Annotated in this window: 12 protein-coding genes; 3 read left to right on the top strand and 9 right to left on the bottom strand. The window is 65.9% G+C overall.

The window, feature by feature from the left end; genetic code table 11:
• Positions 1-23 precede the first annotated feature (23 nt).
• Together ACFWCF_RS17220 and ACFWCF_RS17215 are read right to left on the bottom strand one after the other, a co-directional pair.
• The gene (locus ACFWCF_RS17220; RefSeq protein ID WP_378563626.1) at positions 24-1,259 is read right to left on the bottom strand and encodes an Nramp family divalent metal transporter; all 1,236 of its coding nucleotides are present in this window, start codon (positions 1,257-1,259) and stop codon (positions 24-26) included.
• A 124-nt stretch (positions 1,260-1,383) separates the two neighbouring features.
• Complete coding sequence (locus ACFWCF_RS17215) at positions 1,384-1,965, bottom strand: copper resistance protein CopC (RefSeq protein ID WP_378563623.1); 582 nt, start codon at positions 1,963-1,965, stop codon at positions 1,384-1,386.
• A 175-nt stretch (positions 1,966-2,140) separates the two neighbouring features.
• Between ACFWCF_RS17215 and ACFWCF_RS17210 the strand changes: the two genes are divergently transcribed.
• Together ACFWCF_RS17210 and ACFWCF_RS17205 are read left to right on the top strand one after the other, a co-directional pair.
• Entirely contained in the window at positions 2,141-2,809 is a 669-nt protein-coding gene (locus tag ACFWCF_RS17210) for a DsbA family protein (RefSeq protein WP_378563620.1), read from the top strand.
• Between the two features lie 35 nt (positions 2,810-2,844).
• The gene (locus tag ACFWCF_RS17205; RefSeq protein WP_378564058.1) at positions 2,845-3,432 is read left to right on the top strand and encodes a vitamin K epoxide reductase family protein; all 588 of its coding nucleotides are present in this window, start codon (positions 2,845-2,847) and stop codon (positions 3,430-3,432) included.
• A gap of 334 nt (positions 3,433-3,766) precedes the next feature.
• Here the strand turns inward: ACFWCF_RS17205 and ACFWCF_RS17200 are convergent, their stop codons facing one another.
• The 6 genes from ACFWCF_RS17200 to ACFWCF_RS17175 form a co-directional block, all read right to left on the bottom strand.
• On the bottom strand, positions 3,767-4,279 hold the full coding sequence (locus ACFWCF_RS17200) for a hypothetical protein (protein WP_378564054.1): 513 nt from the start codon (positions 4,277-4,279) through the stop codon (positions 3,767-3,769).
• 51 nt (positions 4,280-4,330) lie between these two features.
• The gene (gene ctaD, locus ACFWCF_RS17195) at positions 4,331-6,127 is read right to left on the bottom strand and encodes a cytochrome c oxidase subunit I (RefSeq protein ID WP_378563617.1); all 1,797 of its coding nucleotides are present in this window, start codon (positions 6,125-6,127) and stop codon (positions 4,331-4,333) included.
• A gap of 93 nt (positions 6,128-6,220) precedes the next feature.
• On the bottom strand, positions 6,221-7,168 hold the full coding sequence (locus ACFWCF_RS17190; protein WP_378563614.1) for a M56 family metallopeptidase: 948 nt from the start codon (positions 7,166-7,168) through the stop codon (positions 6,221-6,223).
• Complete coding sequence (locus ACFWCF_RS17185) at positions 7,165-7,527, bottom strand: BlaI/MecI/CopY family transcriptional regulator (protein WP_378563611.1); 363 nt, start codon at positions 7,525-7,527, stop codon at positions 7,165-7,167. Before ACFWCF_RS17185 ends, ACFWCF_RS17190 begins: the two co-directional genes overlap by 4 nt.
• 47 nt (positions 7,528-7,574) lie before the next feature.
• Entirely contained in the window at positions 7,575-8,510 is a 936-nt protein-coding gene (locus ACFWCF_RS17180; protein ID WP_378563608.1) for a M23 family metallopeptidase, read from the bottom strand.
• 117 nt (positions 8,511-8,627) lie between these two features.
• Positions 8,628-10,616, bottom strand: a complete 1,989-nt coding sequence (locus ACFWCF_RS17175; RefSeq protein ID WP_378563605.1) for a cytochrome c oxidase assembly protein — start codon at positions 10,614-10,616, stop codon at positions 8,628-8,630.
• 213 nt (positions 10,617-10,829) lie between these two features.
• Between ACFWCF_RS17175 and ACFWCF_RS17170 the strand changes: the two genes are divergently transcribed.
• Positions 10,830-11,753, top strand: a complete 924-nt coding sequence (locus ACFWCF_RS17170; protein ID WP_378563602.1) for a cation diffusion facilitator family transporter — start codon at positions 10,830-10,832, stop codon at positions 11,751-11,753.
• Between the two features lie 143 nt (positions 11,754-11,896).
• Here the strand turns inward: ACFWCF_RS17170 and arsA are convergent, their stop codons facing one another.
• Entirely contained in the window at positions 11,897-13,693 is a 1,797-nt protein-coding gene (arsA, locus tag ACFWCF_RS17165; protein ID WP_378563599.1) for an arsenical pump-driving ATPase, read from the bottom strand.
• Positions 13,694-13,724 lie beyond the last annotated feature (31 nt).

The raw sequence follows: 13,724 nt of genomic DNA, 5'->3' as shown, positions 1-13,724 counted from the left end.
CCGGATCGTCGGCAGCGACGCAGTCACGGCCACACCGTCAGGTAGATCAACACCAGATTGAGCGCCGTGATCGTGCCGACAATCATCCAGGCCACCGTGGTGGTGAGCCGATGGTTGACCTCGGTACCCATCAGCGCCCGATCACTGGTCAGACGCACCAACGGAATCAACGCGAACGGAATACCGAACGACAGCACCACCTGCGAGAGCACCAGCGCCCGGGTCGGGTCCGTCCCGAGTGCGACCACCACCAACGCCGGCACCAGGGTGATCAGACGACGCGCCAGCAGCGGGATCCGTCTGCGCAGCAGCCCGTCCATGATCAACGCCCCCGCATAAGCTCCCACCGAGGTCGACGCGAACCCGGAGGCCAACAGCCCCAGGGCGAACAGCAGCGCCACGGTGGGACCGAGTTCCTGACCCAGTGCCGTGTGCGCCCCGTCGATCGAATCGACCCCTTCTCGCCCGCGCAACGTCGTCGCGGCCATGAGCAGCATGGCCAGATTCACCGTTCCCGCCACCACCATGGCCAATCCGACATCCCAGCGCGTGACCCGCAGCAGCAGGGTTCGTCGTGGACCGGGTTCGGGATGCCCATGACGGTCCCGGGCAAGGCCCGAGTGCAGGTAGACCGCATGCGGCATCACGGTCGCACCGAGCATGGCCGCGGCCAGCAGGACCGATTCGGCGCCGTCGAAGCGCGGCACGAGTCCGTCGACGACAGCGTGGGCCGGGGGCGGGGCGACGAAGATGCTGGTGACGAAGCCGATCGCGATGACTGCCAACAGACCGGTGATCACCCGTTCGAATCCGCGCTGACCGCGTGTGTCCTGTACCAGCAGCAGGATCAGCGAGACCGCCCCGGTGATCAGCGCTCCGACCAGCAGCGGGAGATCGAAGAGCAGATTCAGGGCAATGGCGCCGCCGATGACCTCGGCCAGGTCGGTGGCCATGGCGACCAGCTCCGCCTGCCCCCAGTACGCCAAGCGCACCGGCCGAGGCATGCGTTCACGCAGCGCCTCGGGCAACGACCTGCCGGTGACCAGACCCAGTTTGGCGGACAGGTATTGCACCAACGCGGCCATGACATTGGCCGCCACGACCACCCACACCAGCAGGTAGCCGAACTGAGCGCCGGCGCTGACGTTGGAGGCGACGTTGCCCGGGTCGACGTAGGCGATGGAGGCGACGAATGCCGGTCCGAGAAGTGTCCAGCGGCGCCATCGCTGCGTGCGCCCGAGGTCGTGTGTCAGCGTCATCCGCCACTCTTAAGGTTCCCCTGAATTAAAAATCAGGGTAACCGAAATTTCAAGGCGTCGCGCACGTGCGTCGGGACGGAGCGAGAAGGTCGGCGGTGTACAGACCGTTCCGTCGGTCTGCGTGTCAGCTCTTGCGGGAGGCGCGTACCGCTGCCCAGGTGCCGCCAGCGACGACCAGCACTCCCAGCACGGCGAAGATCAGCAGTAGTGGCACCGACGAGCCCGAGGATTCCGCGTCTGCGGACTCGGCCTGCGCCTCTGTGGTCTCAGTGGTCTCGGGTGTGGCCGCGGCCGACGTGGCGGACGAGGCCGCCGGAGCATCAGGAGCCGAGGCTTGCCCGGCCGCCGCGGTGACGGTGAAGGCGTAGGAGCCGGTGATGGGATGGCCATCGGCGGAGATGACCCGGTAACCGACGGTATAGTCCCCTGCGGCCAGGGATTCGGGGATCGACAGCCGCACCCGGTCTCCGTCGACGATCGACTCGGAGCTTCCGCGTTGCGTACCTTCACCGTCGGTGAGGGTCACAGTGGCGAACGCGGTATTGATGGACTGGTTGAACTGCAGCTCGATTTCCTGCGGGGAACCTGCCACCGCGGCGTCGGCCGCGGGGATGGAGCCGATCAACGTGCTGTGCGCTTGTGCGGGCGTGACGCCGAGGAGCAGCACTGCTGCGGCGGCGGCGAAGATCGTGACGAGTTTCTTCATGGGTGCATACTTTCTCGGCCTCCCTGGCACCGGCATGGCGTCCGGGGCGGTGGCCTGTCGATAGAACGCGAAGGGCGCTGACCGGGCTCTACCCTAGCCCATCTACTATGTAGCGTAGTTTTACGGTGGGTCGGTGACACTGCCGGCTCGCTCCCGGTACCGAGACGGACGAAACATGAAACTGACGCCCAATATGAAAGTCTCCGCGGCACTGGTGGCCGTGTTCGTGGTGGTGCTGGCGGTGGTGCTCTACGCCAACCGCGCCGAATCGAACGGACAAGACGGGCAGGAGTCGTCCGGTGCTGCCGCGACACCGGTGTGGACAACGGACATCCGCACCTTGTCCACCGCCCCCGACGACAAGGTTCAGCTGGTCGAATTCCTCGATTTCGAGTGCGAGTCCTGCAGAGCGTTGTACCCGGTGATGGAGCGGATCCGCAGCGAGTACGCCGGACGGATCGACATCGGCATCCGCTATTTCCCCATTCCCAGCCACACCAACAGCCATCTGGCGGCCCGGGTCGTCGAGGCCGCGGCCCGGCAGGGCCGTCTCGAGCCGATGTACCAGCGTATGTATGAAACGCAGGCGCAGTGGGGCGAGTCGAGCCAGTCTCAGGCAGCAGTGTTCTGGGGTTTTGCCGAACAGCTGGGGTTGGATATGGCCGCATTCGAGCGTGACGTCAACGATCCCGCCGTCAGCGCGCGCGTGGACCAAGATTTCGACGACGGCCTCGCCCTCGGTGTGCAGGGCACGCCCACACTGTTCCTCAACGGCGTCGAGCTGCCGACCATGCCCAGCTACGAACTGCTCAAGGCCAGGATCGACACGGCGTTGGCAGAGTGAGCGCCCCGACGCGTTCGGCGACGGTCGCCGGCGAAATGTCGGGGCGGGCACTCGGCCGCAAAGGGGTGGGCTGGGTTCTCGGTGTCTGCGGCACTGCGGGTCTGATCGCTTCGCTGGTGCTCACCATCGAGAAGTTCGCTGTGCTGGCCGATCCGACCTATCGGCCCTCGTGCAGCATCAATCCGGTCATCAGTTGCGGATCGATCATGACCTCGTGGCAAGCGGAATTGTTCGGCTTTCCCAACCCGCTGCTGGGGCTGATGGGTTTCGCGGTCGTGCTCACCACTGCCGCCGTAGTCCTGGCCGGAGCCAGCTTGCCCCGATGGTATTGGAACGGCCTGTTCACCGGACTGAGTGCTGCGGTCGCCTTCGTGCACTGGCTGGCATTCCAGAGTCTCTACCGGATCGGGGCGTTGTGTCCGTACTGCATGGTGGTGTGGCTGGTGACTGTGCTCGCCTGGTGGTACTGCCTGCTGTACCTCGAGGCGGTGCATACGACCCGGCCGTCGCGGACATGGCAGCTGCTGCACCGTCACCATTCGGTACTACCGACGGTGTGGGTGTTGGCTGTGCTCGCCTTCGTTATCGAAGCCTTCTGGCCGTACTGGCAGACCCTGATCTGACACGGGCCGCACGAGGCCAGCAACAGCTCTGTTGTCCCGGCCGTGACCTTGGCCTTTGCGCACATCGACGCACCGACCGCGTCGCCCGGCCGTGAGATGCGCGGCGACCACGTTGATGTTCTGCGGCCGGTCGAGAGTCGAGTCCTATGGATTCTCGCCCGGACAGCGAAACACCCCTGACTCACCTCACACTCCTCTCGGATTCAGGGATGTTCCGGGCAGTGCCCGGCCGCGCCTGCCGCCGTACGGGCCTGTCTCGGGCGGATCCAGCCCGATCCGTCCGAGACAGGGCCCCGCAGCCCGGCCGGGTATCCCACTGCAGTGACCTCGATCGCTATCCGGGATCGACGAGCACCTGCGCCTGCGGCTCGTCGCACCACAGCTGCGTGATGAATGCGCAATACGACTGTGCGGTAGCCGACCAATTTTCGGTTGCCGAGGTCATCCCCCATCCCTCGCCGATCACTGCAGCCGAGATCAGAACCGCCCGATTGGCCAGAGCGGCAGCCGGGCTGCCGTAGTCGGCGACGGTCCCGGCCACATCGGCCGCCACATCGAAGACCTCGTCGGGCACGGCAGGGGCCGCCTGGGCGCCGTACCCACAGGGAGGCGTGCTGGCATGGAGGTGCCGGTTCACCTGTCCCAGAACCTGTTCCAACGCGCGCACATGCCGACGCAGTTTGCTCGGCTTGCCGATGTGGGCGGCAGTGACGGTCGGCAGGCGACGCAGCCTCTGAGGATCCGGAAGTCCGGCATGCTCGAGCATCAACGCGGTCAGGTCCCTGATGACCCAGTCGGCCAATGCCGCGGTGGCCCGGTCTGTTGCCGGCACAGTCACCACCGGCATGTTGGTCTTCAACAGTGTTTTCCGATCTTTCGGCGCCGAGACGGCGAACGACTATTCTTTCGCGTCGGTAGGTGTCGAGGTGTCGCTGTGTGTCGATGGCTCGCCGGAGCTCTGCAGCTCGGCAGGATCACGATCGACGATCGTGGTGCTCTTGGGTGCACCGCTGAATCCCACGTGCGCCTCGTCTCGCATGCGTTTGACCATGTGCGGGTAGTGCAGCTCGAACGCAGGTCGTTCGGAGCGGATCGGCGGTAGCTCGGTGAAGTTGTGGCGCGGCGGCGGGCAGGTGGTGGCCCATTCGAGCGAGTTTCCGTAGCCCCACGGGTCGTCGACGGTCACGATCCGGCCGTAGCGGTAGCTCTTGAAGACGTTCCACATGAACGGCAACACCGAGGCACCCAGGACGAAGGAGCCGATGGTCGAGATCACGTTCAAGGTGGTGAACCCGTCGGTGGGCAGATAGTCGGCGTACCGGCGGGGCATGCCCTCGTTGCCGAGCCAGTGCTGCACCAGGAATGTGGCGTGGAAGCCGATGAAGGTCAACCAGAAGTGCCACTTGCCGAGGCGCTCGTCCATCATCCGGCCCGTCATCTTCGGGAACCAGAAGTAGACGCCGGCGTAGGTCGCGAACACCACGGTGCCGAACACCACGTAGTGGAAGTGCGCCACCACGAAGTATGAGTCGTGCAGCTGGAAGTCCATCGGAGGGGAGGCCAGGATGACGCCGGACAGACCGCCGAACAGGAAGGTGATCAAGAACCCGACGGAAAACAGCATGGGCGTCTCGAATGTCAGCTGGCCTCGCCACATGGTGCCGATCCAGTTGAAGAATTTCACGCCGGTGGGGATGGCGATCAGGAAGGTCATGAACGAGAAGAACGGCAGCAGTACTGCGCCGGTGGCGTACATGTGGTGCGCCCACACCGCGATCGACAGCGCGGCAATGCCCAAGGTGGCATAGACCAGACCGGTGTAGCCGAAGATCGGTTTGCGGGAGAACACCGGGAAGATCTCGGAGACGATACCGAAGAACGGCAGCGCGATGATGTAGACCTCGGGGTGGCCGAAGAACCAGAACATGTGCTGCCAGAGCAACACACCGCCGGTGGCGGGATCGAAGATGTACCCGCCGAGCATTCGGTCGTACAGCAAGCCCATCAGCGCCGCGGTCAGCAGCGGGAAGGCGAGCAGGATCAGGATCGAGGTGATGAAGATGTTCCAGGTGAAGATCGACATCCGGAACATCGTCATCCCCGGGGCACGCATGCACACGACGGTGGTGATGAAGTTGACCGCGCCCAAGATGGTGCCCAGACCGGACACGACCAGACCCACGACCCACAGGTTGGCGCCCATCCCCGGCGAATGCAGTTCCGAGCTCAACGGCGCGTAGGCCGTCCACCCGAAGTCGGCGGCCCCGCCCGGGGTGAGGAAACCGCTGACAGCGATGAGGGAACCGAACAGATACAGCCAGTAGCTGAAGGCATTCAAGCGGGGAAAGGCGACATCGGGTGCCCCGATCTGCAGCGGCAGGATGTAGTTGGCGAAACCGAACACCACCGGGGTGGCATACATCAGCAACATGATCGTGCCGTGCATGGTGAACAGCTGGTTGTACTGCTCGTTCGACAGGAACTGCAGACCGGGTACGGCGAGCTCGCTGCGCATGAACAGCGCCATCAGTCCGCCGGCCCCGAAGAACGCGAACGAGGTCACCAGATACATCAGACCCAGAACCTTCGGGTCTGTCGTGGTGATCATCTTGTAGAGGAAGGCGCCCTTGGGTCTGCGCCGCGCCGGCATCGGACGGGTGGCGGCAGGTAAGGGTGGTGGGGCGAGAGCGGTCATGAGGTGCTGTCCGATCCGGTTTTTGCGCGTGCGCACAACGATGAGACGTCACGAGCGTACCTAATTACTACGCAGCATAGTTTTTAGGGTGGATCAGACCGTGGTGGCGACCAGGCACACCGACGCAGAGATCACGGCCAGCCCCGCCAGCGCGGTGGCCATGGGCATGGTCACCGACAACGCTGCGGCAGTCGCGTACGACAGCCGCGGCCATCGGGTCCGCCAGCTGAGGTTCAGGGTGCGCAGCCGCAGCGTCGTCTCGTTGCTCAGCCCCAGGGTCCCGGCCGGCTGCGACAGTGTCGATGCGGAGACCACGGTCAGCGCCGAGCACACGGTTGCTGTGCTGGTGGCGTGGGCAGCGTGCTGATCTGCGGTGAGTTCGACCAGAGTTTTGACCGCGGACGGGGCGGACGCGAACAAGGGCACGACCGGGAAGACCGCAGCGAGGATGTCGCACGTGGTGACGATGAGGTGGTGACCGCCTCGCAGGTGCGCCCGTTCGTGGGCGAGCACCGCGTCGCGTTCACCCGTGGTCAGGAAATCCGACAACCCGTCCGTGGCGACGACGAACCCGGGTCGGCCGGCGACGCTGTAGGCCATCGGCATCGGGTGTGCAAGCCACATCACATCGTTGTCGCGGGATCGGGCGACGATGGCGACCACATCCCGGTGGTAGGTGCGCAGACGGGTCTGCTCGCGGGCGTATCGCCGACCCAGGATCCCGGCTCGGACCACCACGGCGAGCAATCCCAGAGCCCCGACTGCTGCCATGGTTTCGGTGATCCACGGCTGCACCGCATGTGACATGGCGGTAAAACATCGCACCACGGCTTCGACCGCGGTCTCAGCGGGCGCATGGTCGGGCCAGGCCAAGGTGACCACCGCAGAAGCCCCGAGAAACAGCGCCCCGCCCAGGCTGCCGAGCCAGGCAGCCAGCAGGACTCCTGGAGGCAGGGAGGTGCCGGCGAGCCGGGCGAGCATCCGCGGTGCGGCGATCGAGATCAGAGCAGCGCCCAGCAGCAGGACCAGGGCCAATGTCATTGGTCGGCGGTCCGGTTCGTCCTACCCCGGCGCAGGGCATCGTATTCGCGGTCACTGACCGTCTTGGCGAAATGCAGCAGCACTGCGCTGGGGTCGGCGCTGCTGTCGAGCAGCGCACGCAGCGCCTCGGAGGTCGCCTCTTCCCGGCTGCGGGAGGGCGAGTAGAAATACGCGCGACTACGCTTTTCTCGTTGCACCCACCCCTTCTCGTATAGGTGGGTGACCACGGTCAAGATGGTGGTGTAGGCGAACTCTTTGCGTTCGCTGAGCCGATCGACGAGATCGTGCACCGACTGCGGATCCTCGGTCGACCACAGTTCGTTCATCACCTCGGCCTCGAGGCCCCCCAACCTATTCATGGCTCCCCTCGCAGACATTCACCGATCATCCCTTATCCATGCGCTACCTATGCGCGCGCATCCGGCGCGACCTGAACTCCTCGTGCGCTCAACCATGCCATGGGATCCCCTTTACGACCGTCCGGCTCCCAGACCTCGTAGTGCAGATGCGGTCCGGTCGACTGCCCTCGGTTGCCGACAGTGGCGATCTGCTCACCGGCACGCACACGCTGTCCCGCAGAGACCAAGGCCTGGTCGATGTGCCCGTACACCCCGATGGTGCCGTCGTCCTGCAGAACTCGCACCCACAGGCCGAAACCGGAGGCCGGCCCGGCCTCGAGTACCGTGCCGTCGGTCACCGAGACGATGGGGGTGCCGATCGTGTTGGCGATGTCGAGACCGTAGTGGGTGGTTCCCCATCGCGGCCCGACACTCGAGGTGAGCGTGCCACTGACAGGCATCAGCGTCTTCGGGCGCCGTGCCTCGGCCTCTCGCGCGAGCCGGCGCTCTTCGCGCAGCCGAGCCCGGTCGAGTTGGTCCGCGAAGTCCGCCAGAGTCGGTACCTGCGCCACCTGCAGCACCTGCGGCGCCTGCGAGAGCGATTCCGGCGGGGTCGACGGCTCCGGTGCGGTCTCGAATTCTTCGACGGCCGCGGGATGGACCGACGCGGCGTGGGCACTCGAGGTCGTGGCCGCAAACAATGCCCCGGCAGCCACCGACACTGCCAGGACACGTCCGCTGGCCCCTGCGCTCGTCCGGCGATGTGCGCCTGCGCTCCGGAGCGGGGCGGGCACGTCGGTCTCCGCCTGCTCTTCGGGGGACTCCCGGTTCTCGGCATCGAGACGTGCGTCCGAGTCCAGGACCGGCGGTGTCGGCGCAACGGACTCGATCGTCCTGCCCGCGTCGACGGTCTCGGTCGGCTCGGGACGACGCCAGGTCGGAGTATCACAGCGAAAGCGGCGGGGATCAGCGAGTTCGGGTTCTGGTCTACGGTGTCGGGCCAAGATGCATCCTCAGGAAGGCACCCGCTCGCGTGATAACGAAACGGTGACGGACATCGACACCGTACTACTATGTTGCATAGTTTCAATAACCGGTCGGTGTGCAATCCCCGTGGATGGTCATGATCTGGAACTATTCCGGCCGCGGCCGTCGGCGGCGCTCTCCGGATCAGACAAGCTGTGCAGCATGGCGTTGTAGGAGGCGAGTTCGTCGTCACCGGTGTGAGCGACCTGCTCGTCACGCCGACGAGCACGCCGCTGATCGGCAGAGCCCCACTGCACGATCGCGAGCACCGTCGCCAGCAGCAGCGGCAACTCACCGACACCCCACGCCAGGTTGCCCCCGAGCCGCTGATCGGCCGCCAGGTCGTCGAACCACCCCAGTCGCAGCGAATCGTAGAACTCGCCGGCAACCACGAAATCCGCCATGATCACGGCCACCAGGAAGAACGCATACCCGGCCAGCGCCGCTCCCGCCGCGGCCACCCGCACCACCGGCGCCGGCGGGCGGGGCACCGGATCGATGCCCACGATGCTCCAGAAGAACACCCCTCCCACCATCAGCAGCCACACATTGATCGACACATGCGCGGTGTGCGACCCGGCAAGTCCGTCGTACATCCCCCCGAGATACAGCACATAGAAGGTGCCCAGGAACACGGTCACCGTGACCGCCGGGTGAGTCATCCACCGCAGAGCGGTGCTGGTGAACAGCGCCCGCATCCAGTCGCGGGCGCCCGGAACTGCGCCGCCCGAGCAAGGCCGCACCGTCGCTGCCGCCAAGGTGAGCGGAGCTCCCAGTACCAGGCACAGCGGTACCACGATCGCCAGCGCCGCCGTCGCGGCGAGGTGCACACTGAATGCCGCTGGAGCGTAGCGCCCGACGCCCGACGAGGTCGCCACAAGCAGCACGACACAGCCGAGCAGCCAGGAGACGATCCGACCCACCGGCCAGTGCTTTCCCGAGGCACGCAGTCGGCGCACCCCCCACAAGTAGACCGCCGCCAGCACCACCGCAGCGGATCCCAGCAGTAGATCGAACCGCCATTCGGTCACCAAACGGGCCATCGTCGGCGCCCCGTCGAAGCCGTACCCCAGCACTTCCTCGACCAGGCTGGGTGCGCCGCGTTCACCCTGCGGCGGCGGCGTGCGACCCAATGCCACCCCGAGCCCGACCGTGACGGCCAGCACTGCCGACTCGATCAACGCCAACCGTACGAACGGGCCCCGATTCGACGGGTCGGCAGCCAGAGCAGTGACGGCCACCGTCCGCTGGCGCCACCCCAGCCACCCCACCACGGCGAATGCGAGCACCTTGGCCATCACCACGAATCCGTACGGGCCGGACAGCAGTTGCCCGATCGGAACTCGCACCAGGGCGTTGACCGTCCCCGAGGCGGCCATCACCACGAAGGCCACCGTCGCCATCGCGGAGAACCGGCGCGTGGCCACATCCAGGTGCCCACCTCCGCGCACAGCGTGCAGCACCAGCGCCGCCAATCCACCGACCCAGAGACCGGCCGCCACCAGATGCAACACCAGACTGTTAGTGGCCAGGTCATGCGATCCCCCTGCCGAGGAATGTCCGGTCAACGCACGGGGCATCAAGCTCAGCACCGCCATCACCAGCAGCACCGGCGTCCACCGATGCTGCAGCACGAGGCGAGATCCCAGCCCCACGACAGCGGCCAGACCGGCGGTCCACACCCACGCGGTGGCGACCTCGATTTGCCCCACCGCCTGTACGAACGGGAGCGGATCGGCGAACACGGTACTCAGCGGCTGGCCCGAGGTATCCGACAACGTCAGAGGAACGAGCGCCACCGCGGATCCGGCCCACAGCGCTGCAGCCGCTCCCGCAGTGCGCACCGCCCGGTATCCGTCGACATCGAGCACCCCGGACCGTTGCGGCGGTACCAGCACCGCCGCAACCAGCAGCGACCCGATCATCACCACCGCCGCCACTTCCCCTATCGCGGTGGCGGCCGGAAGGCCGTACCTCGTCAACACCCCGGGATCGGGCAGCCCGAGCAACCGCAGAACCTCACTGCTCGATACGGCCGCCAAGGCGGTCGCTACCAGCGCCGCCCCTACTGTCCAGCCGGTCATCACGCCGACTACAGCTCTCTTAGTGCCTGCCACGGAAAACCTCACTCGTCCGTTGTTCGCCCGTTCCCGCCGGCCGAACCTGCAGGCGCGTGCCTCGCCGCCGAAATACTATGAAAGATAGTTCATCGCTGATCCTCACCCCCCTCAGGTGCATTGCATGCATAGATGCGCATATGACAATATTGTTCATGTCGTCAACGGAAAGGTGCCGCGATGAGCCACGGACACGGACATGGTATTTCCCCCGGCCAGGCCACCAGCGCCTCCGGTCGACACGTCCGACGACTGTGGATCGCCGTGGCCCTCGGACTGACGACCTTCGTGATCCAACTCGTCGTCGGGTTATCCACCTCGTCGCTGGCTTTGCTGTCCGACTCCGCGCATGTGTTCACCGACGTGTTCGGCATCTTGATGGCAGTTACGGCCATCACCGTCGCGCAACGCGCCCGCAGCCGACCGAACCGCACCTTCGGCCTGTACCGCACCGAGGTGTTCGCCGCCCTGCTCAACGCGCTCCTACTGTTCGGCGTCGCCCTCTGGATTCTCTACGAGGCCCTCCACCGGCTGTCCGAGCCGCCCGAGGTCCCCGGCCTTCCCGTCACCATCGTCGCTGTGGTCGGCCTGACCATGAACGTGATCTCGTTTCTTCTGCTGCGCGACGGGGCCAAGGAGAGCCTCAATGTGCGCGGGGCTTACCTGGAAGTCCTTGCCGACATGCTCGGCTCGGTGGGCGTGCTCGTCAGTGGTGTGGTGACCCTCGTGTTCGGCTGGCGGTATGCCGATCCGATCATCGGTGTCGCTATCGGGTTCTTTGTCCTGCCGCGGGCCTACAACCTCGGCCGACATGCAATCGGCATTCTGCTCCAGCAAGCACCGAAGAGTATCGACATCACCGAGGTCAACGCGGCACTCGATGCTCTTCCCGGAGTACACGAGTCCCACGACCTGCATGTCTGGACTCTTACCTCGGGAATGGAGGTGGCCTCCGCGCATCTGGTCACCGAGTCCGGCACCGACTCCACTGCGGTGCTCACAGCAGCACAAACTCTGTTGGCAGAACGCTTCCACCTCGAACATGCCACCTTGCAGGTCGAACCCCACGACGGCGAGGGCCGCTGCCACGAACTCTCCTGGTGACTTCCGCAGCCCCACCGAATGCATGACAGACCCAATCTGTCCCAGCATCGAATTCCGAGAATCGAACGGCTGGTAGGTCAGGATCACGGAGAGACCGGTCGGAGACTTCCACGGAAGACTTCCAGTGGCTGCCCTGTAGAGGGCTACCGCACTGATGAGGGCTGCAACTGTGCGGTGGTGAGCGATTCGAGGGCTGCGATTCCGACCGGTTCGCTGACGGCCAGCGGAATCACCGCGCACCGATCGGCGAGCTCACCCCCAACCGTGTCGATCTGCTCCAATTCGGCGACCGCCCGCTGCCGCAGCAACGGCGCGGTCGGTTCTGCGGCGGCCAGGGAATTGTTGACCACCCACGCCCACGGTGCGATACCGGCGCGCCGCAGATCATCCTGCAAACCGGCCGCCTCGAGCACCGGGGTGGTCTCGGCAAGAGTGACCAGCACGATCTTGGTCTGCGCCGGGTCCTGCAGCCGCATCAGCGGGGTGATGAAGCGCCCGCCATCGCCCATCTGCCGGGCGATCTCCCGGTGATACGACCCGGTCGCATCGAGCAGCAATAACGTGTGGCCTGTGGGGGCAGTATCGACGACGACGAACTTGCGGCGTGATTCGTGGATGACCTTCGAAAAGGCCTGGAACACCGCGACCTCCTCGGTGCACGGGGAGAGCAGGTCCTCGGCGAGAGTGGCGCGGCCGGCCTCATCGAGCCCGGCACCTTTGGTGGCCAGCACCCGGTCGCGGTAGGTCTCGCTCGCTTCATGAGGGTCGATGCGGGAGACCTCGAGGTGGTCGAGTTCCCCGGCGAGAGTCTCGGTCAGATGCGCGGCGGGGTCGGTGGTGGTCAGATGTACATCGTGGCCACGGCAGGCCAGGGCCACCGCGATCGCGGCGGCAACAGTGGTTTTGCCGACCCCGCCTTTGCCCATGCACATCACCAGTCCGGGCCCGTCGGCCTCGATCGCATCGACCAGATCCGCTAACGGGGCGTCGGCGACCGCGGCAAGCCCCGGATCGGTCCCGGTGGTCATTGCCGTGGTGGTGGTGTCGAACAGGGTGCTCAAAGCGTCGAGGCCGACCATGTTGACCGGCTTGAGTTCCACCAGATCGGTGGGCAGCGCGGCGATCGCGGCGCCGCGACCCGCCAGTGCGGCCTGTTCACGCTGGTACACGGCGGTAGCCAGTGGGTCGGTGTCGTCGGCCGGGTCGGGCAGCACGCCGTTGACGACCACATGCTGTCCGGTCATGCCGATCGCGGCGAGTTCGCGCTGGGTGCTGGCGATCTCGGCCAGAGCGGCGCGGTTCGCGCGTGCCACGAGCACCAGGCGGGTGCGGCCGGGGTCTGACAAGGCCTCGACCGCGCCGGCGTACATGGCTTTCTGCTTGTCGAGCCCGGCGAGCGGTCCGAGGCAGGATGCGTCGCCTTTGCCGTGGTCGAGGAATTCGGTCCAGTTGCCGGGTAGTTGCAGCAGTCGGATGGTGTGGCCGGTGGGGGCGGTGTCGAACAGCACGTGATCGAACCCGGCGACCCGGTCGTCGGGATCGGTGAGCAGCGAGGTGAATTCGTCGAACGAGGCGACTTCGGTGGTGCACGAGCCGGACAGCTGTTCGGTGATCGAGGCGATCTCCGCATCCGGGAGCAGTCCGCGGACAGGGCCGACGATGCGTTCGCGGTAGGCGGCGGCGGCCTGCTCGGGGTCGATCTCGAGCGCGCAGAGCCCCGCCGCCGCGGGGACCTCGGTGATCGTGTTGCCGATGCTCAGACCGAAGACCTGCCCGACGTTGGAGGCGGGGTCGGTCGAGACGAGCAGCACCTTCTTGCCAGCCCGGGCCAGGCGCAGCGCCGACGCGCACGCGATGGAGGTCTTACCGACCCCACCTTTACCGGTGAAGAACACGAACCGGGGCGGGTCGGTCAGGAACGTGAGGTCGGCGGCAGCCATGAAAACAGGTACTCCTCGTCGGACGGGTATC

The organism is Rhodococcus sp. NPDC060090 (assembly GCF_042729855.1).
In the GTDB taxonomy this organism is placed as follows: Bacteria; Actinomycetota; Actinomycetes; order Mycobacteriales; family Mycobacteriaceae; genus Rhodococcus.
This window is presented reverse-complemented; position numbering and strand designations above follow the sequence as displayed.